This is a genomic window from Roseovarius salinarum (assembly GCF_002834145.1).
GTDB lineage: Bacteria > Pseudomonadota > Alphaproteobacteria > Rhodobacterales > Rhodobacteraceae > Roseovarius > Roseovarius salinarum.
In genome coordinates this window covers 1-21,858 of record NZ_PHNT01000004.1, presented here as the reverse complement: position 1 = coordinate 21,858, position 21,858 = coordinate 1, and the positions used below count along the sequence as shown (strand labels likewise).

Below are 21,858 nucleotides of genomic sequence, written 5' to 3'. Positions count from 1 at the left end.
CCCTTTTTCGAGCGGAAGTCTGGCACCGGTGCGTTAAGAAACGCTGAGCCTTCGTGCTTCATTCCCTGGGCACGTTGGCGTTGCGTCCGGCGAGAACCACGCTGAAGCTGTGCGCGGCCGCAGGGCTCAGGCCGGCCATGATCTCGGCCGCGGCATCCGGGCGCATGCGCCCGAGGAATCCGGCGGCGAAGGCCGGGTCCATTTCCTCGAAGAGCGCGGCGGCCTGCTTGGGCTTCATGTTCTCGTAGACTTTCGTGAGGCGGTCGAGATCGTCGGCCGATGCCGATTCGGCGAGCGCAATGGTGTCGCGCAGCTCCGCCTCGGCCGCCTCGAGGGCCGCGAGTTTTCGGGAAACCTCCCTGTCAGCGACACGCAGGGCCTGCATCCGGTCGCGCAGCTCCGCCTCGCGCGTTTCGAGACGGGTTTCCCGTGCCTCGAACGCCTCGAGCAAGGCTCGCATGTCGTCGGGCGTCTCACAGGCTTCGGGGCCGTTCGCGCGGGTCTCGCCAGTCTGCGGGCCTGTCGCGGTCTCCTGCGCAAATGCCTGCCCGGCATCGTGCCCGATCCGCAGCACGGCCGAGCCGACCAGCAACAGGCCCACCGTGACGAGCGTGCCACGACCGGGTGGACCCGGCCGCCCCGATGTTGCCCGCCGCCGTATCATCGAACAGCCGCCCGGTCAGCACCGCGCGCGTGCTGGAACACAGCGCCCCCTTGATCCCCGGCATCATCCGCCGCGGTTTGACCGGGCTCTTCCGGCAGGTCATGCATGGAGGCCACCAGCAGCTCCAGCCGCTTGGCGACGTTCTCGGCGCGGTCCGTCAGACCGTCCAGCGACCGCGTGGATTCATTTGCTGTGGTCTGCGCGGCCTCGAGTGTCTTCGTCAGATCATCGACCTGGGCCGATAGCACGGCGACCGCACCGCCAACGCCGTTCTCGAGATCGTTGAACCGGCTCAACCGTCGCGCCAGCACATAGCAGTACACACCGGCGCCGAGCGCCCCGGCAACAAGAAGGATGTCGGCAATCAGTTCCATTTTCTGTCCTCAGTTCAGAACGAATTCCATGATCAGGAGGTCGCGAACACGCTCCGGCCCCGTCACGATCTGGACGCGCCGCAACATCTGGGCGCGCAGGCGCACCAGGGCCGAGTTGTCCTCCAGATCCTGCACCTCGAGGGCGCGCAGGTAACTGTTGAGCACATCGACGACGCGCGGCATCAGGCGTGTGACCTCGGCCTTGTACGCGCTCGGCACTTCGAGTTGTGCCTGAAACCGCAGGTGCTGGCCCGCGTCGGAGCCGCTTGGGGAAATCACCAGCGGCCGGAGGGGAACGAAGGCCACGTCCCCCAGTTCGACCACTGCCTTTTCCGGCTTCTCGGCCTTGTCGCTGCCCGTTGCATCCTTCACCGCGGCGTCGAAGGGAAGCATGCCGGAAAAGGCTATGTAGAATCCAGAAATCGCACCCGACAGAGCAAGGAAAAGCGACACGAACAAAAGCCGTTTCGAGCCCTTGGTCGCCCCTGCATCTTCGGCATCGGCAGCATCCGCCATGCTTTGGCCCCTCCGTTGCGTACCGGGACACTATAGGCCGGCATTGGCTAACCGATTGTTAAGCGGAATCGCCGAAACATCACCGCACCGCCCGGTAGAAAACCGCAGCGCAGGAGGGCAGAAGGTGCAGCAGATCACGACCGTGTGGAGGACGCTGGACATGCGTCGCCGCGGCATCGTCATCGCCGCAACGGTGGCCGCTTTCGTGGCGGTTCTCTTGCTGGCTCGCATGGCGGCATCGCCGAGCATGAACTTGCTGTATTCCGGTCTGCAAGGGGGCGCGGCCGGTGAAGTCGTGGCTGCCCTCGAAAAGCGTGGCGTCGCCTACGAGATCAGGGGCAACTCGATCTTCGTGGATGCCGCACGGCGCGACAAGCTGCGCATGACGCTTGCGGGAGAGGGGCTGCCCCGGAATTCCACCAAGGGCTACGAATTGCTCGATGGGCTGTCAGGCTTCGGAACCACGTCGCAGATGTTCGATGCCGCGTACTGGCGTGCCAAGGAGGGCGAGCTCGCCCGCACGATCCTGTCGACCCCGTCGGTTGAATCGGCGCGGGTGCACATCGCGACGACCGGGTCCAACCCCTTCCAGCGCGACGTGGAACCAAGCGCCTCGGTGGCCATCACGACCGCGCCCGGCGGCATTTCCCATGCCCAGGCGCGCGCCCTGAAATACCTGGTCGCTTCCGCGGTCGCCGGTCTTGCGCCCGTGGATGTCTCCGTGATCGACGGTGTCGGTGGTCTCGTCGGCACCGGCCAGGACGTGCCCGCGAACTCCGGGACGGACCGCTCCGACGCGATTCGCGAAAGGGTGCTGCGGCTGCTCGAGGCCCGGGTCGGGCGCGGCAACGCCGTGGTCGAGGTCAGCCTCGATGTCGTCAAGCAGGCCGAGACGATTCGCGAGCGGCGTATCGACCCGGACAGCCGGGTCGCCATCAGCACCGATACCGAGGAGCGGACCAATTCCGCGTCCGATCAGGGCGGTGGCCAGGTGACTGTGGCCTCCAACCTGCCGGATGGCGACGCCGAGGCAGGCGAGACATCCACGACCGAAGGCAGCGAAACCCGTGAACGGGTGAATTACGAGGTGTCCGAGGTCGAGCGCGAAGTGACACGACAGCCGGGTGCGTTGAAAAGGCTGACCGTCGCCGTTCTTGTCAACGGAACCACCCGGGTGACGGATGCGGGGGATGAGGTTTTCGAGCCGCGCACCGAAGAGGAACTCGCGGCTTTGCGCGAGCTCGTCGCCTCGGCGGTTGGATACGACGAGTCGCGTGGCGATGTCATCACGTTGAAGACCATGGCATTCGAACCCGCGGAACCCGCCGGCACCGCGGCTGAACCCTCTCTCGTGCAACGTGCCGGAGTCGACGTCATGTCCCTCGTCCAGACGGCCGTCCTCGCACTTGTGGCCCTGCTGCTCGGTGTCTTCGTGCTCCGCCCGTTGCTTTCACGGCCAGCGCAGGATGTCTCCCGGCTCGCTCCGCCGGGATCGGTGACGCGCCAGGGCTCTGACACGGCCGAAACCGGTGAATTCAACACGCCGGAGGCCCTGACGGGCGAGGTCGAATCCGGCGAATTCCCGGAAACACCCATGCAGGTCATCGCGGGCCCCGATGATGACGCAACCCCCGCCGGCCAAGGAACGCCGGCCGAGGTTGCTTCCGGGGCCGACGATGCGGTCGCGCGCCTTCGCGAACTGATCGGTGAACGCCAGGAGGAAACCGTCGAGATCCTGCGCACCTGGCTGGAAGGCGGAGAGGAGGGCGCCCGATGACCCTGGCCCGGCTACTCGAGGATTTCGGAGCCGTGCCGGCGAGCACGGCCGCGTCCGGGAACGAAACCGATTTGGAGGAATACCGGCTCGAGGCCTTCGAGGAAGGGTACCGCGCCGGCTGGGATGACTCCGCGGCCGCCCAGGCACAAAGGGAAGACCACGTGGCGGCCGACCTTGCAGCAAACCTGCAACGGCTTTCCTTCACCTATCATGAGGCGCACGCACACATCCTGGAATCGATCGGCCCCTTGATGACGGAAATGGCAGAAACGGTCCTGCCACGTCTCGCGCATGAAACGCTCGGGGCGCGGATCGTCGAAATCGCCCAGTCGGCGATACGCGAGACGCCGGGCGCGCCGGTCGTGATCGTCATATCCGACACCGATCGGGCCGCGCTCGAAAAGGCCTTGCCCGATGATCCCGGGTTCCCGGTTTCGATCCGGGAGGACCCGGATCTACCGTCCGGCCAAGTCGGCCTGAATCTTGGAAATTCCGAACTCGAGATCGACCTTGACGCGGTGCTGGCCGGAATCCAGCACGCCGTCTCCGACTTTTTCTCGGAGCAGCAGGAGCAAACAGCATGACCGACGATGCAAACGGCAGCACGGTTCAGTCTGGCACCGGAACCGGCAACGCCTTCTCCAACGTGCCGATCGAGATCACCATCTCGGTCGGAAAGGCCCGGCCCCTCATCCGGGACCTTATCCAGATGGGCAAGGACACTGTCCTGCCGCTCGACAGCGGCGTCGAAGACCCGGTTGAACTCTATGTCGGCGAGCGGCTCATCGCACGCGGTGAACTCGAGGAACTCGGCGAAGAGCAGAAAGGCCAGCTCGCCGTGCGCCTGACCGAGGTCGCGGATCTGAGAAACGGCCTGGAATGAGGTTGCGTTGCCCCGCTGCTGCATGGGTCGCCGCGATCGTCCTGGTCGTTTCAGCCGATCCCGCCGCCGCACAGGAGATATCGCTGTCGCTGGGCGAGGGTGAGTCCCTTACCGCGCGCAGCATCCAGTTGATCCTGCTGATCACCGTGCTGAGCCTCGCACCCGGGCTTGCCATCATGATCACGTGCTTCCCCTTCATCGTGACCGTGCTGGCAATCCTGCGGCAGGGCATCGGGCTGCAGCAATCACCGCCAAATATGCTGATCATCAGCCTTGCACTGTTCCTTACCTATTTCGTCATGGAGCCCGCCTTCAGCGCGGCGTGGCGCGACGGAATCGATCCGTTGATCAACGAAACGATCGATGTCGAGACGGCCGTCCAACGGTCGCTGGCACCGTTCCGCGCATTCATGGCCACGCGCATCGATACCGAAACCTTCGTGTCGATGGCTGCGCTGCGCCCGGGGCAGGAGGACGTCGCGCTGTCACCCGACGCTCCCTTGTCGCTTCTTCTTCCCAGCTTCCTGCTCTCCGAGATCGCACGGGCATTCCAGATCGGATTCCTCGTATTCCTTCCCTTCCTGATCATAGACCTCGTCGTCGCTGCGATCCTCATGTCCATGGGCATGATGATGGTGCCCCCGGCCATCGTGTCGCTTCCCTTCAAGCTGGCCTTCTTCGTGGTCGCCGACGGGTGGCGTCTCATCGCCGACAGCCTCGTGCGCGGGTATTTCTGAACGCGCCCGGGTCAGTGCGCGAAGCCCGCTTCCGCCCGAACCCGGAACGGCGGACGCAGCATGACACCCTTGTCTCGGATGCCACGGGCGAAGTGCAATGGCCACGCCCCGGTTCTCGCCTGTTGAAAAATGGACGCCGGAACTCCGAATGACACGGCAAAGCAATGGCGCGAACTTCCCGCGGGAAGTGGGGGAACGGATTTCCCGGTCAGCGCACCACGAATTCGGCGTGGAGTGCGCCTGCGGCCTTGATGCTCTTGAGGATGTCGATCATGTCGCGTGGCGCGACGCCCAGCGCGTTCAGCCCGGCGATGACCTCCGAGAGTGACGTGCCCGCCGGAACCTCGGCCAGACCAATGCCTTCATCTTCCTCGATCTCTGCCTCGGTGCGTGGCACGATCACCGTTTCCCCCTCCGAAAACGGGTTTGGCTGCACCACCACGGGCGCCTCGCGAACCCGCAAGGTCAGGTTACCCTGCGATACCGCGACACGCGATATCCGCACGTCCGCCCCCATGACAATGGTGCCGGATCTCTGGTCGACGACGACCCGGGCCTTCCGTTCCGGTGTCACACGGATGTTCTCAACCCGGCCCAGGGCATGTGCGGGTGAGGCCGCCTTCGTCGCGGGAATGTCCAGCCTAACCGTTCCGGCATCCAGCATCCGCGCGACCGGCGCGCCGAAATCCCGATTGATCGCCGTCTCGATGCGCTGAGCGGTGGTGAAATCGGGCTCGCGCAACGCCATCCGGAGCGTCTTGAGCGAACCGAAGTCGAAATCGATCTCGCGCTCGACCCTCGCGCCCGCGGGAATGACGCCGGAAGTCGGAACGCCCTGCACGACCGACTCGGCGTCACCTTCAGCGGACGCTCCACCGGCGATGATCGTCCCCTGGGCCACCGCGTAGATGTCGCCATCGGCCGCATTCAGCGGGGTCATCACGAGGGTACCGCCAAGCAGGCTCTCGGCATCGCCGATCGCGGAAACGGTGACATCCACGCGGCTGCCGGCGCGGGCGAAGGCGGGCAAACTCCCGGTGACGACAACCGCTGCCACGTTCTTGGGGCGGAATTCCTCGCCGGTGACGTTGACGCCCAGCCGTTCGAGGATGTTTGACAGGATCTCCTCGGTGAACGGCGCGTTCCGGATACCGTCGCCCGTTCCGTTGAGGCCGACAACAAGCCCGTAGCCGACCAGGTCGTTGCCGCGGACACCTTCGAATTCCACGAGATCCTTGATCCGGATCCGGCTGGCCTCGGCGGGCTGCAGGAACAGACCGGCCAGAGCCCCAAGGCAAGCGACAATCCGCACCACCATCATGTCAGGAAACTCGCCAGGTTGAGGTGCGATGTCCGCGCGGTGACCGAATAGAGCGTTTCCAGCTGCAGGCGCACCGATTCAAGCTCCGTCGCCGTTTGGAAGGGATCGACCGCCAACAACTCGTTGCGCGCCAGGACAAGACTTGATTTCTCGGATGCGATGCGGCTGAGCGATTGCTCTATGCGGCTTTCGGTGACGCCGATATCGGCACGCAGACCGGTCATTGCGCCTTCGGCGCCGATGAGCGCTTCGCCGGCGCCCTGCATCAGTGTCTGACGCTGGGCCGTCGTCAGGGTCAGGCTGCTGTCGCTGGCCAGCGCGGCGGTGACGGAGGCTTCGAGCGCAGATCGTATGGCCGGGTCGTCGGCGCGGACGTCAAGCGTGACCGACTCTCCGTGTCCCAGCCGGATGGGCGATACAGGGTCGCTGGCCCCTTGGTAAACCTGGGTCTCGAACCCGCCGCCAGGCGCGTGGAAGAAATCCGACAGTGCCGACTGGATGGCCGGAACGGAGGTCAGCCCAGCCACGGCGCCACGCGCGGCGTTCATTATGTCTTCCGGCTGTGGCAGCGGGGTCGTTGCAACATCGTCGCCCGCGAAGAGCGAACGGCCCGCGATGTCGCCGTTCAGGGCCGCAACAAACGCGTCCAGTTTCCCGCGCGCTTCGGCAGAGGCTGCCTCCAACGCCGCGCCGCCGGCGGGATTGCCCGCCGTCACGGCGGCGGTGGCAAGTGCGCCAAGCCCCGACTGGACGTTGCCCACGGCCAATTGCATCGCACCGGCAAGGACGCGGGCCTCCGAAGCCGCCGTTTCGCGCGCCGTGGCCAACTTGATGTCGTGCTCGACGGCCGCGAGGTGGCTGTAGTCACCGCCGAGGGACACCGCCACATCCGAGACACGCCCACTTGCCATTTCCTTTGAAAGCACCGCAAGCTGGTCGGAAAGCTGCGCGTTCTGGCGGCGCAACGCGAAAACCTGGGCGAGATCGCCGAGCGAAACCATTGTCACGGGTCAAATCCTAAGAAGAGTTTGCATCATTTCGTCGATCGTCTGCACCATGCGCGCGTTCGCGCCGTAGGCACGTTCGATGAGCATGAGGCGCTGCATCTCGGCGTCGGTATCGACCCCGTCTTGAAGTTCGGCCTCGGCCAGTCCGGATTGCGTGCCCCGCGCATGGCTCAACGCCTGCTCGGAATGCACCACCCGTTGTCCGGCCCATGACGCCAGCGCGCCGGCATGTCCGGAGGCGGTGCGCGGCTCGGCGCCGAGGCCGGCGATACCGAGTGGCCGGTCCGCCGAAAGGGCATCGCTGTAACCGTGCAACAGGGCGGCATCACCCGGCGAACCGGGCGCGGCGGCCCCGAGCCCGTCGCGAATCTTCCACAGCGCTCCGCCCCGTGCCGGGTCGATCGCCGAATTGACTTCGATCCGCCCCGCGATCCCGGTTTCATCCGCAGGGTCGAATGCCGCCCCCCGGTCCGTGAACAGCCCCGGTGCACCAGCTGCGCGCGACGGGTCAAGGCCGGCCGACTGGAAACGCTCGATCAGATCGCGGGCAACGGCATCGACGTGTTCCTGGGCCTGGACGGCCGACACGTCCCGGCGTTCGAAGAGCGCGCCAAGCTTGCCACCGCCCATCGCGCTGCGCTCACCCTCTGTCCCGGCCGCGACACCGTTGACCGTCAGCCGGGATAGATGTCCGCCAGCCTGGGTCATGTGCGCCGTGATGACCCCGGTCGGCGAGAACCCGAGCCTCGCCGCCGGGCCATCGACCAACTGCGTGCCGCCCGGCGTCATGAGCGCGACGGCGCCCGCGTCGCGCTGGATCGTGTGTACCGGCACATGGACGGCGATTCGGTCGATTACCTTTTGCCGCTGATCCATCAGGGAGGCGGCTTCCCGTCCGTTGCGCTTGGCCGACATGATCGTCGCGTTGAGGTCCTCGACCTGCTGCAGGTCCCGGTTGATCGATTCGACGGCCGTACCGATCGCCCTGTCGGCGTCCATGCGTGCCGCCTGGACCTTGTCCGAGATCTCGCGAATCTTTCCCGCCAGTTCGACCGCGCGAAGGCGCACCCTGTCCAGCCTTTCCGCGAGGTCCGGCCGGCTGCCGGCGGATACAAGGCTGTCTTCCAGGGCGGCGACCCGTGCACTCAGCGATGCCGGTTCGTCGGGCGAACCAATGACCCTGTCCAGGTCCCTGAACAGGCCTGACCGTGTCTCGGCCGCGGCCAAGGTACTGTCGGCGAGCCGCCGGTCACCGATAAGGGCCGCGTCCACGTGACGCCGCACGCCCAGAACCCGCACGCCGCCACTTGTTCCCTCACGCATCGTCGTGAGTTCCAGTTGCCTGCGCCCGTATCCTTCCGTTCGCATGTTCGCGAGGTTGGCCGAGACAACGTCAGCCGCGCGGCCGTTGCTTTTCAGCCCGCTCAGGGCGTTTTGCATTGCACCTGTCAGGGACATGGGTTCACCTTCATGAATGTTGGCCGCATCTTCGGGCTCCTCAAGCGCGCGTCATCGCTTGATGTTCGTGGTTTCCTGCAACATCTCGTCCACGGTCTGGATCACCTTGGCGTTCGAGGAATAGGCCCGCTGGGTCTGGATCATGTCGGTCAGTTCACGCGCCACATCGGTCGCGGATTCCTCGCGCGCGAAGGAAACGACGTCGCCGGTGGGTCCGTCACCCGCGTCCCACAGGAAAAACGAGCCGCTTTCGGGCGACGGTTGATAGGTCTGCTGGTCCAGTGCGACCATGCCGTTCGGATTGGGCAGGTCGACAAGCGGAACCTGGTAGATCACGCGCGTGATCCCCGTGTCGAAGGTGGCATGAACGAAACCATTCTCGTCCACCTCCACCGACGTCATGTTGCCCACCGGCGATCCGTCCTTCGAAATCGAGAGTGGCGCGAAGCTGTCCGATAGCTGGGTCAACCCCTCGGACGTCCCCAGTTGGCCGATCTTCAGCTCCATCGGCCCGCCTGCGACATTCACGACGATCTCGCCGGTGGCGGCATCATAGGCCCCGCCGCTCACAGGCGTGACGGATGCCAGGGTGCCACCGTCGCTTCGGGAGTCATTGAACGTCAAGGTGTATTCACCAATGACGGCCCCGCCTTGCGCGGAATCCCGGATGACCATGGTCCATTCGTTCGACGAACCACTTGCCGGCACTGTCGGCGTGAACTCGATACTCAGGGTCTCGGACTTGCCAAGGTTGTCGAAATATTCCACGGAAAGCGGCTGGGTCGCCGCGGCGGATCCGGCACTTGTCTCCGTCGCCGGGAGGTTCACGCCGAGATTGACCTCGGTCGTGGGTTCGCCGGTCAGCTGGTTGACATTGATCTGCACCGGCTCCAGCCCCGCCGCGGTGTCGCGCGGAAATTCCGGGATCGCGCCGTCGGGGTTGGCGGGCCACCCCATCAAGACGAGCCCGGATTCGGTTTTCAGGAAGCCGTCGGCATCGGTCCGGAACGACCCGGTTGTCGTCAGATACATCTGGCTGGCGCCATTGCCGGCCTCGACCTGGCTGCTTTGCGTGACGGGCAGCATGCCGCGGCCACGCACGGCCAGATCGGTGGGGCTGGAGGACGTGACGAGCGAGCCGCGCTCATCGACCAGACGCTCGGACGTCGAGCGGACCCCGCCGGCCGAGTAGCTGCCGCCGCTACCTGAAAGGACCATCGACTGGAAATCCGTCTTGACCCGTTTGTAGCCGTATGTACCAGAATTCGCGATGTTGTCTGAAATCGCCGCAAGGCGGGACGAATTGGCGTTCAACCCGGCCACGCCGGCATTCAGGGAAGAGGAAATCGACATTGGGCACGCCTTTCTGCTGTATCTCCGCGGTTCGGGACACAGGTTTACAGGCGTTCCTTTAACGCGGACCTAACCGCAAACATCCGCCTTTTTCACCGGGCGTCACTTCGCAAGAGCACGATCTCCAGGCGGTTGTTGCGGATGGCCATCCGGTTCTTTGCCGCGGGCTCCCGGTCGGCGTGGCCGGTAACGCGCCGGATTCTTTCCGGCTCCAGTCCGCCTGCGCGCAGAAGATCGCGCATCGTGCCGGCGCGCTTCATCGACAAAGGCCAGACAGGGTTGTTCGCGATGACGATAGGCCGTGCCCGTGTATGGGCCTCGACCGATACGCGATTGGTCACCAGCCCGGCGGCGTCGACGACGATCGCGGAGAGTTGTCGCAGAAGCTTCGTCGGTCGCTCCGTGCCTTCATTGAACAGGCGCGCGTCGGCCAGATCGAAGAGTTCGATCACCAGCCCCTCGTCGGTGACGCGCGTGAGGATGTGCCTTTGCAACTCCCGGGAAACAAGGCTTTCGCCCGATTGCGCCATCAACCGTTCCTCGACGCGGCGAATCTTGTCGGCAAGCGCCCGTCCGTCCGGTCCCTTCTCGGCGTGGTCGCGGGTTCCGCTGGGGCCGCGCGCCTTTTCGTCTTCCGTGGGCTGATGGCTGGTCGCACCGGTGCCGTTTCGCGCAAGAACGTCCTCCGAAAACACGCTCTCGCCCGAGAAGTCGCCGTCGCCGCCGCCAGATACACGGTGTATGGGAATCGTCGGGCTGAAATAGTCCGCGATCCCCTTGCGTTGCTTTTCCGTCGTCGCGTTGAGCAGCCACATCAAGAGAAAGAATGCCATCATCGCCGTGACGAAATCGGCGTATGCGACTTTCCAGGCGCCACCGTGATGCCCGTCTGCGGCGACAACCTTCTTCTTCTTGATGATGACCGGCGCAACATTTCCGTGCGCACCCATCTCACCACCTGTTCACTCACCCGCATACAGCGCTAGCAGACGGGCATTACCGGTGGCTTAACGTCGGTCGCGCGATGTGCACGGCCCTCGCAACCGGTCAGGCCGGCGCGCGAGGCGCGCCGTATCTGTCCAGTGCCGTGCGGCAGCCACGATCCACCGCGGCGTGCAGGGCCAGCGTGAAGACCGCCAGAACGATCAGCGCCGCGAACATCAGGTCGATCTTCGCGCGCCCGTTGGCCAGCAGCATAAGATAGCCCAGTCCCCTGGATGCCCCGACCCATTCGCCGATGATCGCGCCGATCGGCGCGTAAACCGCCGCGAGCCGCAGACCCGATGCAAAGCCCGGCAGGGCCGCGGGAATGCGGATGTGCCACATCACCCGCGCCGGACGCGCGCGCATGACCTGCGCCATGTCCAGCCACGCCTGCGGCGTGCGCATCAGTGCGTCGAAGAAGGCGGATGTGACGGGGAAATATATGATCAGCAAGGCCATCGCGATCTTGGACCAAAGCCCGTAGCCCAACCAGAGCGTGAGCACGGGCGCAAGCGCGAAGACCGGGATCGCCTGGCTGAAGACCAGCATCGGGCGCACCAATGCCCGCGCGACGGGCGACGCAGCCAGCCCCACCGCCGATACGCCACCCAGAACCGCACCGAGGCCGAGACCGATAAGAACCTCCGCGGCCGTGACGATCGTGTGTTCGGCGAGAACGGCGCGGCTTTCCCAAAGGGTCCGGGCAACAAGCATCGGCCCCGGCAGTATGAACTTCGGCAGCCCGGTTGCCGTGACCAGGAGTTGCCACAGCCCCACGGCCAGCAGCGTGACAGCGGCGATACGGACGATACGCCTCATGCCGCCTCCATGAGTTGCCGCAACAGGGCACCTTGCGTGGAAAGTGTCTCGGGGGCGTCCAAGGGCCTCGGAGGGTCCGCTTCGGGCGGCGAGACGGCCGTCATGCCTGCCTGCGTCATCAGGAGGATCTTGTGCCCCAGGCGCGCGGCCTCTGCGACGTCATGCGTTACCAGAAGCACCGTGCGGCCTTCGAGCACGTCGAACGTCATGTCCTGCATGCGCGCCCGTGTCCGGGCATCGAGCGCCGAAAACGGCTCGTCCAGCAGTACCACCGGCCTGTCTTCCATCAGCGTGCGCGCCAGCGCCACGCGCTGCCGCTGCCCGCCCGACAGTGTCTCGGGCCGGCGCCGCTCGAAGTCCTTGAGGCCCACGCGCCGCAAAACCTCGCGCGCGCGGGCGTGGTCCGGTCTTTCGCCGCGCAGCCGCGCGCCCAATGTCACGTTGCCGATGACATCCAGCCACGGCATGACCAGATCGTCCTGGGCCATCATCATGACCCGCGGCGGCAGCGGGTGCCCGTCCGAGGCCGTGATCTCGCCGTCGAATTCGAACTCGGCGCCAAGCCCCGCGATGAGACGCAGGATCGTCGATTTCCCGACACCGGACGGCCCCAGAAGACAGGTCCAGCGGCCGGCTTGGGCCTCGACTTCCACGGGACCGAACAAGTGCCCACCATCGACGCAGACAATCCCGGAAAACCGCAGGGCGGGCGGGATGCTCACGAGTGCAATCCCATGTCCCAGAAGCCGATCTCGAGGCGGGTTGCCGTCTCGAACCTGTGGCACAGGGCCGGCCAACGCGGGCTCTGCGCGGGGGCGTCGCCAAGCCGGCGGGCCACCGCGCGGTCCAGCAGTGCGCCGGTCTCCCCGCAAAGTGCCTGGTAGTTGTCGCCACCGTAGACGCCGATCCAATCGGCGTAGGGACCACCGCCGCCCGCGGCCGCAAGGCGCGCACCGATCTCGCCATACCCCAGGACGCAGGGCGCCAGCGCCGCCAGAAGGTCAAGAAAATCGCCGGAATGCCCGGCATCGAGCACGTAGCGGGTGTAGGCGATGTTTTCCGGCCTCTCTGGCGCCTCCCGAAGCGTCGCCTCATCCAGACCCTCGCGCGCGCAGGTCTCGATATGCAGCGCGATCTCGTCCTCCAGCAGCCCGCGCAGGACACCGCTGCACCAGCGCATCTCGTCAGGGTGCTCGGTCTTGGTCACGGCCAGTGCCCAGGCGCGCGAGAAATGCAGCAGGAAGATGTAATCCTGCACCAGATACCCCAGGAAAGCCTCGCGCGGCAGGGTGCCGTCCGCCAGCCCCGCCACGAAGGCGTGCCGGGTGTAAGCCGTCCAGCTGTCCCCGGCCGCGGCGCGCCAAAGCGGGAAAGTATGGCCGTAGTCAGTCATGCGCGCCCAGGTCCACGGCCAGTTCCGAAACCGGACGGGTCTTTTCAAGCAGCCCGGCGTTTTTCAGGAACGTATCAAACCGGGCATAACGGCCTTCGTCCAGCGCCTCGGGCCGCAGGGCGAAGCGCGGAATCGTGTCGGCCCAGGCCTTTTCGTTCAGTTCGTCCTGCAGTTCCTTCGAAGTGGCCGAGAAGATCTCCCAGCTTTCCTGCGGGTGGTTGACGATGAACTGGGTGGCCTTCTCGGTCGCTGCCATGAACCGGCGCAGCGTGTCTTCGTTCATGCGCTCGGGGTTCGCCACGTAAATCAACTCGTCATAAGGCGGCAATCCCTCTTCCTCGAGGTAGAAGCAGCGGCCGGGCACGCCGTCTATCTCCATCTGGTTCAGTTCGAAGTTGCGGTAGGCGCCAATAACCGCGTCGACCTGTTCGGACATCAGCGACGGGGCCAGCGACCAGTTGACGTTGACCAGCTCGACGTCGTCCAGGGTCAGCCCGCCGCGTTCGAGGATGGCCGACAGCAGCGCTTCCTCCACGCCGGCAACCGAGAAGCCGATCTTGCGCCCCTCCAGGTCCGATATCTCCTGGACCGGACCGTCATCCAGCACCAGAAGACAGTTGAGGGGCGTGGCAATCAGCGTGCCCACGCGTATCAGCGGCATCTCCTCTGCCACCTGAAGATGCAGTTGCGGCTGGTAGGAAATCGCGAGATCGGCCTTGCCGGCGGCGACCATCTTGGGCGGATCGGCCGGGTCGGCCGGCGCAACCACCTCAACATCAAGCCCCTCGTCGGCGAAATACCCGTTTTCCTGCGCGATGACGATCGGGCCGTGGTCAGGGTTCACGAACCAGTCGAGCATCAGGGTCAGCTCGTCCTGGGCAAGGGCCGGCGCCGCGCACAGCAGCCCGGCCAGAAATGCGAATACTCTCATCTCGATGCCTCCTTGGCGGGTCGATTCGGGACGGCGTGCCGCCCCGGCATTGTCAACGGGATCCGGGCTGAGGACGTCGTTGCGCCGCCGGCGATGAGCCGACCACGCGGCACCGGCGCGGTGCCTGTGAACGAGCGACAGGTGAGGTATCTCATCGCGCTTCCCCTCGCCGGCATCAGTACTGCGGAGGAAAAGACGGGCCAACCGTGGCGCGCGATCTGTCTCCGTTCCCTACGCCGGTTCTGGCCGGATCAGGTTCGATGGGTTCGCTTGCGCATCTCAGCCCTGCGGGGCACCCCAACGGATAGGCGACAGATAGCAGCCGGATCGGGTGGCGACAAGGGAAGCTGTGACGAAACACCCCCACAAGGCCACGGTGCAACGGCATCGGATCCGATCAAGGGGCTGTGGTGCCGCAAGAGGGATTCGAACCCCCGACCCCAACATTACGAATGTCGTGCTCTACCTGCTGAGCTATTGCGGCCTCGTGGAGCGGGCGTATAGCACCGGCCCATGCCCGGCGAAAGCCCTATTTTCAGGTGCCGGACCTGTCCGACGGCTCGGCGGTGTCGTCGACGATCTCGGCCTCGACGATCTCGGACTCGTCCTTGTCGGGCGCGGTCGCCTCGCCGCCGCCGGGCGCGGTTTCCTCGGCGCTCTTGTCCTCGAGCGAGCCGACGATCAGCGGCAGCATCTCCACCCCCGTCGGCATGGTCACCCCGGAGGCCGGGGGCGTCTGCCACGCCAGCGTGTCGAAGGCACCGCAGTTCTCGCAGGTCGGCGCCCAATCCGCATGGATGTGGTGACACTTGGTGCAGACCCACTGCGGCCCGCGCGGCGCCGACAGCGCCCGCGCCAGCCAGCCCTTGACCACCGAATCCGGGGAGCCCTCGCCGCGTTCGATGGCCGCCATCAGGGTCAGCGCGCGGGCGTCCGGATCCACCTCGGCCAAGTCGCCCAGCGCGCGGCGCGCGGCCGGGAAATCCTCGTTGGCGATGTGGAGTTCGGCGCGCAGCATCCGCGATTCCCTGTGATCGGGATGCACCTTCAGCAGTTTCTCGAACCGCTTCAGCCGCTTCTCGGGCGTCTCGTCGGGTTCGATCTCGGCGAAGGCCGCCGCCAGATCGGGGTGCGGCTGGACCTCCCATGCCTTCAGGATCACGCGGGTGGCATAGCGTTTCTTGTTCTGGTCGATATATCCTCGCGCGGCCATGCACGCGGCCGGGACGAGGTCGGGCGACAGGCGGTTGGCCTCGATCGCGGCCTCGCGCGCCTCGATGTCCTGGCCCTCCTCGGCCACCTCGCGGGCCTGCGACAGGGCAAGCACGGCGTCCCGGCGCCGGTGCACGTCACGCGGCAGCGTGCCGTGGCGCAGCTTGGCATCAAGGGTCTCGCGGGCACCGGACCAGTCCTCGTGCTCGGCCTGAAGGCGCAGCAGGGTGTCCTGTGTCTCCTCGTGGCCGGGCTTCAGCCCGAAGGCCGTCTTGGCCAGTTTCAGGGCCGTGTCCGTGTCGCCGTCCGAGAGTTTCTGCTTCAGGATGCCGCGCACGCCCACGAACCGCGTGCGCTCGTCGCGCAGCAGGCGCTTGTAGACGGCCTCGGCCTTGCGGCGGTCCCCCGACATCTCGGCGGCCTGCGCCGTGATCAGGTTCGTCAGCTCGGGTTTCTTCAGGTACCGCTCGGCGCGGTTGGCCTTGGCGATCGCCGTCTCGCCCTCGCCCGACGCCAGCGCCATCATGCCTTCCGACAGCGCGCGGTAGCCCTTGTCCTGCCGGCTGCGGTCGAAATAGCGCGACAGCGCCGTTTCATCCCCGTTGATGAACCGTAGCAGCGCAACAACGAGGCCGGCCAGCTTTATGAACAGCCAGACCGCCAGAACGAGAAGGACCAGGAGGATCACGGCGGTCAGCGGGGTCAGGTTCAGCTCCTGGCCGGCCGCGGCGATGCGCACCCCGCCTTCCAGTTCCATCAGATACCATGCACCCACGGTCGCGCCGGCGACGAGGACGATGAAAACCAGTATCTTGAGCAATGACCACAGCATCCGATGCGCCCCCGCGTTATCCGTTTATCCTGCCACCGAGCTTCTCGGCCGCGTTGACGGCCTCCAGCCGGCGCGTGGCCTGTCCGGCCCACTCGGAAAGGGCCGCGCGCCCGGGTTCCGGCAGGGCCTCGATCTCGGCCAGCGCATCGTTGAGCCGGCCGTCGCGCACGGCCGCTTCGGCACGCGACAGGATTGCATCCGGGTCATCCCCTTCGCGCGGCTCAAGGCTCCGCATCCCCAGCTGTGCCCGCAGAAGGCCGATCAGCCCGCCGGTCTCGCCCGCTTCTGCCATCGCGCGCCGCGAGGCCGAGAGCGCCTCGCGCGCGGCGGAGGGAAAGCGCTCCTGAAGGACGTTCTGCGGCACGACACCTTCCCGGGCCGCCCGTGATAGCGCCTCGGGGATCTCGACCCCCGTGTCCTCGAGGTCTTTCAGGGCAGAGGCGAAGGGCGCACCGGACTCCAGCGCCGTTTGCACGCGGGTCAGCGCGGCCCGGCGCAACGCGGCCCGGGCCGACTGTCTTGCCGATTCCTCTTGCTCGGCGGCCTCCGATGTCAGCCTGTCGAGCGTTTCCCCATGTTGCGCAAGCTTGTCCTCCAACGCGGCGATCCTGTCACGCAATTCCCGCGGCACACCGGGTGAGGGCGAGGTGCCGTTCGCGCTTTCCAGCGACGCCACGCGGTCCGTCAGCTCTTCCTGGGTTTGCCCGAGCGAGTCCAGCCGTTGCGCTGCCTCGTTCAACGACTCCCGAAGGGCCTGCACCGCCTCGTTCGCGTCACCGGCGTCGGCCGCGGATTCCACTGTGTCGAGCCTGTCTTGCACGTCGTTCAGGGATTCCGCCTGTTGATCAAGCCGTTCGGATACCTCGGTGCGCAAATCTGCGACACCCTCGTCGGGGAAAAGCCACCCGCCCGGCTCAGCGAGCCGTGCCGCCGCGAAACCGAGGGCGGCCGCGACAACGCCGCCAGCCAGAAGCGGCAAAACCCCGGGGCGACTGTGGCCTGTACCGGCTGCGTCTGACGCGGGCGCAGCGGCCTCGCGGTCCCCCGCGCCCACTGAAGCCATCGTTGGCGTCGCTGACGGTTCCCCGGCGGCATGCTCGCCCGGAGCTTCCCCAGTATCTCCCGCGTCCGGCGGGGTACCCGTTTCAGCCTCACCGCCATTCGCCGGCGTCTCTTCCGGGGTTTCATGAAGCGCGGCAGCGTCGTCCGTTTCGCCACTCGGTTGCGCCGAACGGTCCACCGCATCCGCCGACGTTTCCGGGGTCTCCTCGGCTGCGGAAGAAGCTTCGCCTTGCCCTGCCGCCCCCGACCTCATTTCTTCCGTGTCGGTCTTTTCCGTCTTTTTTTCCCCGGTCGCCGGGTCTGTCTCCTCGGCCGGGGACTCGGGCGCGGTATCCTCGGTGGGGCCGTTCCGTTCGTCGCGGTCGGACGTTTTCGAAGATTTCCGTTTTTGCGCCACGTCGCTGCCCTTTCGAATCCTGCACCGATCACCTTCGCGATCGACCTTACTTGGCCCCGGTATCGCCCTCAAGCCGCTTGGCCCTTCGCACGAGTTCCTCGGTCAGGTCCAGCACGGCCTCGGCGTCCGGGCGCCGTGCCACATCCACGCGATGCGGCTGACACGCGGCCACTGCGGCGGCCGCGTTCCGGCTGATCGCTGCGACCAACAAAGGCGCCCGAAACGGTCCCTGGTCGCAAAGGATGGTTCCCGTTCGCGGCGAGAAAAGGGGCAGAACCACCGGTGTCATGGCGTTCAAGACCGCCCTTGCTTCGGGCGCAAGGCGGCAGGCCGTCTGCTGGTAGACGACGTGTTCACGCACCGAAACGCCGCCATTGCGCAGCCACTCGGCGAGATTTCCGGCCACGTGTTCGCCGCGCATGTGCAGGCAGGACGCGCGCACGCCGTCCTCGATTATCCGGTCGGCAAGGGCCCGGGCATCCGCCCCGGCCGACACGGGCCTCAACCCGATCGCCTGTGCCGCGCGTGCCGTCGCATCGCCAACGGTATAGCATGCCAACCCGGCGCGACCGCCCAACTCGGCATAGGCCGCAACCCCGTTGCGCGAGGTGAAGACAAGGCGGCAATCCCCCGGGATCTCCGGCAACGGCCCACGGACCACTATTTCCATGACGGGCGAGGTCAGCACGACGGCGCCCTGCCCGACCCGCGCCCGGACCCGCTCGGCGAAGTCCGTCGCCGCCGGCGCCGGCCGGGTGATCAGGACGGTGGGCACCATGTGGGATGAGGCGTTGTTTGCATGCCCGGCCGGTGTTACCTGCCATCAGGGTTTCATGCAATGGACACGCGGATGGGCGAAGGTCTTACCGTCCTGGGATTGGAGAGCAGTTGTGACGACACGGCGGCGGCCGTGGTGCATCACGCAGAAGGACAATCCCCCGAAATCCTGTCCTCGGTCGTTTTCGGTCAGGCGGAGTTGCACGATGCATTCGGCGGTGTCGTCCCCGAGATCGCGGCCCGTGCCCATGCCGAAAAGCTTGATGTCTGTGCTGCCGAGGCCCTGAAACGGGCCGACATGCGGTTGGGCGCCGCCGATGCCATCGCCGTCACGGCCGGGCCGGGCCTGATCGGTGGCGTGATCTCCGGTGTCATGTGTGCCAAGGGCCTTGCCGCCGGGGCAGGCCTGCCGCTCGTTGGCGTCAACCACCTTGCCGGGCACGCCCTGACGCCGCGGCTGACAGACGGGCTCGACTATCCCTATCTCATGCTTCTGGTGTCCGGCGGGCATTGCCAGTTCCTGATCGTGCGGGGCTGCAATGAGTTCAAGCGCCTCGGCGGCACCATCGACGATGCCCCCGGCGAGGCCTTCGACAAGGTCGCGCGCCTGCTCGGCCTGCCGCAGCCGGGCGGCCCGGCGGTGGAGGCCGAGGCAGCGCGCGGCGACCCGGAGCGTTTCAGCTTTCCGCGGCCCCTGTTGGACCGGCCGGGTTGCGACATGTCGTTCTCCGGACTGAAGACCGCGCTCCTGCGTGCGCGCGACGAGGTGATGCGGCGGCGGGGCGGCCTAGGCACGCGCGACCGTGCCGATCTGTGCGCCGGCTTCCAGGCGGCGGTCCGCGAGGTTATGAGGGAAAAGACGCGACGGGCGCTCGATGCCTATTTCGCGGAACATCCCCCGCAGCCGGCTCTGGCGGTCGCCGGTGGCGTGGCCGCCAACACACCCCTTCGCGAGGCGCTCAAGACATTGACCGAGGGCCTGGATACCCGTTTCGTCGCGCCACCATTGCCGCTGTGCACGGACAACGCGGCCATGATCGCCTATGCTGGGATCGAGTTGTTCCGCGCGGGCCACCGCGACGACATGAGCCTCGCCGCCCGCCCGCGGTGGCCACTCGACACGGCGCAGGCGGCCATGCTGGGACACGGAAAGAAAGGGGCCAAGGCATGATCACGGTGCTCGGCGCCGGCGCCTTCGGGACGGCGCTTGCCATCTCGCTTTCCCGCAGCGGTCCGGTCACGCTATGGGCCAGGGACGGGGATCACGCTTCCGAAATGGCCTTGACGCGGGACAACGCGCGGCGTTTGCCCGGCGTCACGCTGCCGGAAACCATCACCGTGACACCGGATCTCGGGTCACTCGCGCCGGGATCGCCCGTCTTGCTCGCGGTGCCGATGCAGCAGTTGCGCGGACTTCTCAAGGAATTCGGCGCGGCGCTGGGAAACAGCAGGCCGGTGGCCTGTTGCAAGGGCATGGAACTCGAGACCGGCCTTGGCCCCTGCCGCATCATCGAGGAACTCGTGCCCGGCGCGCAGCCCGCGATCCTGACCGGGCCGAGCTTCGCCGGCGACATCGCGCGGGGACTTCCGACGGCGCTGACTCTGGCCTGCGCCGAGCCGGAACTCGGACGGGAGCTTCAACAGGAACTGACGACACCCAATATCCGCGTCTACCGCACGACGGATACGATCGGAGCGGAGCTCGGCGGCGCGTTGAAGAACGTCATCGCCATCGCCTGCGGCGCGGCAATGGGGGCCGGGCTGGGCGAAAGCGCACGCGCGGCCCTGATGACGCGCGGCTTTGCCGAGATGAACCGGATGGCGGTCGCTCTCGGCGCCCGGGCCGACACGCTCGCCGGCCTGTCGGGGTTCGGTGATCTTGTCCTGACCTGCACGTCGGAACAATCGCGCAACACCCGGTTCGGCATGGCATTGGGCCGAGAGGAGGCCTTCGATGCGGGCATCACCGTGGAAGGGTCGGCAACGGCGCGCGCCGTGGAAACCCGCGCGGCCGCCCTCGGGCTCGAGATGCCCATCACCCAGGCGGTCTCCGGGCTGATCGACCGCCGCCTCGGCGTCGGCGAGGCCATGGAAATGCTTCTGTCGCGCCCGCTGCGGGAGGAATGACAAGCGCCCCGCCACTTGTCCTGCAAGCCTTGCCTAGGCAAGCGCAGGCGGCGCGTGCTAGGAATGGGGGAAGGGATGTCCGGCGGGGCCGCTGCGTGATGAGATATTGGCTGTTCAAGTCCGAACCGTCCACCTGGAGCTGGCAAGACCAGGTGGCAAAGGGTGAGGTCGGGGAGGAATGGGACGGCGTGCGCAATTACCAGGCCCGCAACTTCATGCGCGAGATGGCGGTGGGTGACCGCGGATTTTTTTATCACAGCCAGTCCGAGAAGGCCGTCGTGGGGCGCGTCGAGGTCATCGCCGAGGCACACCCCGATTCCACCACCGACGACGCACGATGGGAATGCGTGGACGTCAAGGCGCTTGACTCGCTGCGGGAACCGGTTTCGCTCGAAGCGATCAAGGCGGACGGACGGCTTGACGACATGGTGCTGGTCAGGAACCCGCGCCTGTCCGTCCAGCCGGTCACCGAAGAGGAATGGCGCATCATCTGCGAACTGGGCGGCGTCACGCCCTGAAGCGCCCCGATCGCCAATCGGAGACACCCCCTGTGGCGACGACGGCCCATGACCTGGTGCGACACAGATACTGCGTGCCCACGGCATCACCGCTCGGGCACGGACACAGCTGCAACCGATGAACGGAGGGCCGGCACCCGGCCGAAACCCTCCGTTACCCCACGTGCTCCCAACTCACCACACGTGTTCCAACTCGGTTCCGGCCGTCCTGGCCAGTTGCATTCACCCTACCGCAAGCGCCCGCTTGGTCAAAGCGCGGAATACGCTGGATTCGGTTCAAAACGCGCGTATCGGCGTCGCGCCCCTGCCGTCTTCGCCTGGCGCACCGACTTGTGCCGATGGCCTCCGGGAGCGTCCGGCGGAGTGGCTGTCGTCCGCCTCAATACCTGTAGTGTTCGGGTTTGTAGGGGCCTTCTGGCTTGACGCCGATGTAGTCGGCCTGCTCGGGGCTCATCTCGGTGAGGCGCACGCCGATCTTCTCGAGGTGGAGCTTGGCGACCTTCTCGTCGAGGTGCTTGGGCAGGATGTAGACCTCGTTGCCGTATTGCTCGCCCTTCGTCCACAGTTCGATCTGCGCCAGCATCTGGTTGGTGAAGCTCGCCGACATCACGAAGCTGGGGTGGCCCGTGGCGTTGCCGAGGTTCAGCAGGCGGCCCTCCGACAGAAGGATGATCCGGTTGCCCGTGGGCATCTCGATCATGTCCACCTGGTCCTTG

General features: G+C 66.3%; 23 protein-coding genes, 1 tRNA gene and 1 riboswitch. Of the genes, 7 read left to right on the top strand and 17 right to left on the bottom strand.

What is annotated here, in order from left to right:
- Positions 1-58: 58 nt before the first annotated feature.
- The 3 genes from CEF10_RS05500 to CEF10_RS05490 are packed head-to-tail and all read right to left on the bottom strand — an operon-like array spanning position 59 to position 1,554.
- A complete protein-coding gene (locus CEF10_RS05500; protein WP_101067132.1) occupies positions 59-664 on the bottom strand; it encodes a MotE family protein in 606 nt (201 codons plus the stop codon).
- A complete protein-coding gene (locus CEF10_RS05495) occupies positions 661-1,038 on the bottom strand; it encodes a hypothetical protein (protein ID WP_101067131.1) in 378 nt (125 codons plus the stop codon). Before CEF10_RS05495 ends, CEF10_RS05500 begins: the two co-directional genes overlap by 4 nt.
- Positions 1,039-1,047: 9 nt before the next feature.
- A complete protein-coding gene (locus CEF10_RS05490) occupies positions 1,048-1,554 on the bottom strand; it encodes a flagellar basal body-associated FliL family protein (RefSeq protein ID WP_101067130.1) in 507 nt (168 codons plus the stop codon).
- A gap of 124 nt (positions 1,555-1,678) precedes the next feature.
- On the opposite strand from CEF10_RS05490, the gene fliF reads away from it, so the two are divergent.
- The 4 genes from fliF to fliP are packed head-to-tail and all read left to right on the top strand — an operon-like array spanning position 1,679 to position 4,951.
- Positions 1,679-3,331, top strand: a complete 1,653-nt coding sequence (fliF, locus tag CEF10_RS05485; protein WP_101067129.1) for a flagellar basal-body MS-ring/collar protein FliF — start codon at positions 1,679-1,681, stop codon at positions 3,329-3,331.
- The gene (locus tag CEF10_RS05480) at positions 3,328-3,915 is read left to right on the top strand and encodes a FliH/SctL family protein (RefSeq protein WP_101067128.1); all 588 of its coding nucleotides are present in this window, start codon (positions 3,328-3,330) and stop codon (positions 3,913-3,915) included. Before fliF ends, CEF10_RS05480 begins: the two co-directional genes overlap by 4 nt.
- Positions 3,912-4,214, top strand: a complete 303-nt coding sequence (locus tag CEF10_RS05475; RefSeq protein WP_101067127.1) for a FliM/FliN family flagellar motor switch protein — start codon at positions 3,912-3,914, stop codon at positions 4,212-4,214. The genes CEF10_RS05480 and CEF10_RS05475 overlap by 4 nt, the downstream gene beginning before the upstream one ends.
- Entirely contained in the window at positions 4,211-4,951 is a 741-nt protein-coding gene (gene fliP / locus CEF10_RS05470; RefSeq protein WP_101067126.1) for a flagellar type III secretion system pore protein FliP, read from the top strand. The genes CEF10_RS05475 and fliP overlap by 4 nt, the downstream gene beginning before the upstream one ends.
- A 208-nt stretch (positions 4,952-5,159) precedes the next feature.
- Here fliP and CEF10_RS05465 read toward each other — a convergent pair whose 3' ends face one another.
- The 13 genes from CEF10_RS05465 to CEF10_RS05405 form a co-directional block, all read right to left on the bottom strand.
- On the bottom strand, positions 5,160-6,272 hold the full coding sequence (locus CEF10_RS05465; protein WP_408638420.1) for a flagellar basal body P-ring protein FlgI: 1,113 nt from the start codon (positions 6,270-6,272) through the stop codon (positions 5,160-5,162).
- On the bottom strand, positions 6,269-7,273 hold the full coding sequence (locus CEF10_RS05460) for a flagellin (protein ID WP_101067125.1): 1,005 nt from the start codon (positions 7,271-7,273) through the stop codon (positions 6,269-6,271). The genes CEF10_RS05465 and CEF10_RS05460 overlap by 4 nt, the downstream gene beginning before the upstream one ends.
- A 9-nt stretch (positions 7,274-7,282) precedes the next feature.
- Positions 7,283-8,719: a flagellar hook-associated protein FlgK gene (gene flgK, locus CEF10_RS05455; protein ID WP_157932964.1), complete on the bottom strand. Its 1,437-nt coding sequence runs from the start codon at positions 8,717-8,719 to the stop codon at positions 7,283-7,285.
- 69 nt (positions 8,720-8,788) lie between these two features.
- Entirely contained in the window at positions 8,789-10,090 is a 1,302-nt protein-coding gene (locus CEF10_RS05450) for a flagellar hook protein FlgE (RefSeq protein WP_101067123.1), read from the bottom strand.
- 92 nt (positions 10,091-10,182) lie between these two features.
- Positions 10,183-11,040: a flagellar motor protein MotB gene (locus CEF10_RS05445; RefSeq protein ID WP_101067122.1), complete on the bottom strand. Its 858-nt coding sequence runs from the start codon at positions 11,038-11,040 to the stop codon at positions 10,183-10,185.
- A gap of 97 nt (positions 11,041-11,137) precedes the next feature.
- Entirely contained in the window at positions 11,138-11,893 is a 756-nt protein-coding gene (locus tag CEF10_RS05440) for an ABC transporter permease (RefSeq protein ID WP_101067121.1), read from the bottom strand.
- The gene (locus tag CEF10_RS05435; RefSeq protein WP_101067120.1) at positions 11,890-12,615 is read right to left on the bottom strand and encodes an ABC transporter ATP-binding protein; all 726 of its coding nucleotides are present in this window, start codon (positions 12,613-12,615) and stop codon (positions 11,890-11,892) included. Before CEF10_RS05435 ends, CEF10_RS05440 begins: the two co-directional genes overlap by 4 nt.
- On the bottom strand, positions 12,612-13,286 hold the full coding sequence (locus tag CEF10_RS05430) for a TenA family protein (RefSeq protein ID WP_101067119.1): 675 nt from the start codon (positions 13,284-13,286) through the stop codon (positions 12,612-12,614). Before CEF10_RS05430 ends, CEF10_RS05435 begins: the two co-directional genes overlap by 4 nt.
- A complete protein-coding gene (locus CEF10_RS05425) occupies positions 13,279-14,217 on the bottom strand; it encodes an ABC transporter substrate-binding protein (RefSeq protein ID WP_101067118.1) in 939 nt (312 codons plus the stop codon). The genes CEF10_RS05430 and CEF10_RS05425 overlap by 8 nt, the downstream gene beginning before the upstream one ends.
- Positions 14,218-14,428: 211 nt before the next feature.
- Positions 14,429-14,527: riboswitch (TPP riboswitch) on the bottom strand.
- Between the two features lie 98 nt (positions 14,528-14,625).
- Positions 14,626-14,701, bottom strand: a tRNA-Thr gene (locus tag CEF10_RS05420).
- A 51-nt stretch (positions 14,702-14,752) separates the two neighbouring features.
- On the bottom strand, positions 14,753-16,261 hold the full coding sequence (locus CEF10_RS05415; protein WP_101067117.1) for a heme biosynthesis protein HemY: 1,509 nt from the start codon (positions 16,259-16,261) through the stop codon (positions 14,753-14,755).
- Between the two features lie 16 nt (positions 16,262-16,277).
- Complete coding sequence (locus CEF10_RS17155) at positions 16,278-17,720, bottom strand: COG4223 family protein (RefSeq protein WP_232796410.1); 1,443 nt, start codon at positions 17,718-17,720, stop codon at positions 16,278-16,280.
- Between the two features lie 46 nt (positions 17,721-17,766).
- A complete protein-coding gene (locus CEF10_RS05405; RefSeq protein ID WP_101067115.1) occupies positions 17,767-18,498 on the bottom strand; it encodes a uroporphyrinogen-III synthase in 732 nt (243 codons plus the stop codon).
- 72 nt (positions 18,499-18,570) lie between these two features.
- Here CEF10_RS05405 and tsaD point away from each other — a divergent pair, with 72 nt between their 5' ends.
- The 3 genes from tsaD to CEF10_RS05390 all read left to right on the top strand — a co-directional run bounded on the left by tsaD (position 18,571) and on the right by CEF10_RS05390 (position 21,142).
- A complete protein-coding gene (gene tsaD / locus CEF10_RS05400; RefSeq protein WP_101067114.1) occupies positions 18,571-19,668 on the top strand; it encodes a tRNA (adenosine(37)-N6)-threonylcarbamoyltransferase complex transferase subunit TsaD in 1,098 nt (365 codons plus the stop codon).
- On the top strand, positions 19,665-20,624 hold the full coding sequence (locus CEF10_RS05395) for an NAD(P)H-dependent glycerol-3-phosphate dehydrogenase (protein WP_101067113.1): 960 nt from the start codon (positions 19,665-19,667) through the stop codon (positions 20,622-20,624). Before tsaD ends, CEF10_RS05395 begins: the two co-directional genes overlap by 4 nt.
- A gap of 98 nt (positions 20,625-20,722) precedes the next feature.
- A complete protein-coding gene (locus CEF10_RS05390) occupies positions 20,723-21,142 on the top strand; it encodes an EVE domain-containing protein (RefSeq protein ID WP_101067112.1) in 420 nt (139 codons plus the stop codon).
- Between the two features lie 379 nt (positions 21,143-21,521).
- On the opposite strand, the gene CEF10_RS05385 is transcribed toward CEF10_RS05390, so the two are convergent.
- On the bottom strand, positions 21,522-21,858 hold a 337-nt coding region (locus CEF10_RS05385), incomplete at its 5' end, for an adenosylhomocysteinase (protein WP_198586152.1).

Bases quoted from the DNA above. Each gene is read 5' to 3' on its own strand.
- CEF10_RS05440 (WP_101067121.1), bottom strand. From the start codon at position 11,893: ATGAGGCGTATCGTCCGTATCGCCGCTGTCACGCTGCTGGCCGTGGGG.
- CEF10_RS05480 (WP_101067128.1), top strand. From the start codon at position 3,328: ATGACCCTGGCCCGGCTACTCGAGGATTTCGGAGCCGTGCCGGCGAGC.
- CEF10_RS05445 (WP_101067122.1), bottom strand. From the start codon at position 11,040: ATGGGTGCGCACGGAAATGTTGCGCCGGTCATCATCAAGAAGAAGAAG.
- CEF10_RS05490 (WP_101067130.1), bottom strand. From the start codon at position 1,554: ATGGCGGATGCTGCCGATGCCGAAGATGCAGGGGCGACCAAGGGCTCG.
- CEF10_RS05390 (WP_101067112.1), top strand. From the start codon at position 20,723: ATGAGATATTGGCTGTTCAAGTCCGAACCGTCCACCTGGAGCTGGCAA.
- CEF10_RS05450 (WP_101067123.1), bottom strand. From the start codon at position 10,090: ATGTCGATTTCCTCTTCCCTGAATGCCGGCGTGGCCGGGTTGAACGCC.
- CEF10_RS05465 (WP_408638420.1), bottom strand. From the start codon at position 6,272: ATGATGGTGGTGCGGATTGTCGCTTGCCTTGGGGCTCTGGCCGGTCTG.
- CEF10_RS05495 (WP_101067131.1), bottom strand. From the start codon at position 1,038: ATGGAACTGATTGCCGACATCCTTCTTGTTGCCGGGGCGCTCGGCGCC.
- CEF10_RS05415 (WP_101067117.1), bottom strand. From the start codon at position 16,261: ATGCTGTGGTCATTGCTCAAGATACTGGTTTTCATCGTCCTCGTCGCC.
- CEF10_RS05460 (WP_101067125.1), bottom strand. From the start codon at position 7,273: ATGGTTTCGCTCGGCGATCTCGCCCAGGTTTTCGCGTTGCGCCGCCAG.
- CEF10_RS05405 (WP_101067115.1), bottom strand. From the start codon at position 18,498: ATGGTGCCCACCGTCCTGATCACCCGGCCGGCGCCGGCGGCGACGGAC.
- fliP (WP_101067126.1), top strand. From the start codon at position 4,211: ATGAGGTTGCGTTGCCCCGCTGCTGCATGGGTCGCCGCGATCGTCCTG.
- CEF10_RS05425 (WP_101067118.1), bottom strand. From the start codon at position 14,217: ATGAGAGTATTCGCATTTCTGGCCGGGCTGCTGTGCGCGGCGCCGGCC.
- CEF10_RS05430 (WP_101067119.1), bottom strand. From the start codon at position 13,286: ATGACTGACTACGGCCATACTTTCCCGCTTTGGCGCGCCGCGGCCGGG.
- CEF10_RS05475 (WP_101067127.1), top strand. From the start codon at position 3,912: ATGACCGACGATGCAAACGGCAGCACGGTTCAGTCTGGCACCGGAACC.
- CEF10_RS05395 (WP_101067113.1), top strand. From the start codon at position 19,665: ATGATCACGGTGCTCGGCGCCGGCGCCTTCGGGACGGCGCTTGCCATC.
- flgK (WP_157932964.1), bottom strand. From the start codon at position 8,719: ATGCAAAACGCCCTGAGCGGGCTGAAAAGCAACGGCCGCGCGGCTGAC.
- tsaD (WP_101067114.1), top strand. From the start codon at position 18,571: ATGGGCGAAGGTCTTACCGTCCTGGGATTGGAGAGCAGTTGTGACGAC.
- CEF10_RS05500 (WP_101067132.1), bottom strand. From the start codon at position 664: ATGATACGGCGGCGGGCAACATCGGGGCGGCCGGGTCCACCCGGTCGT.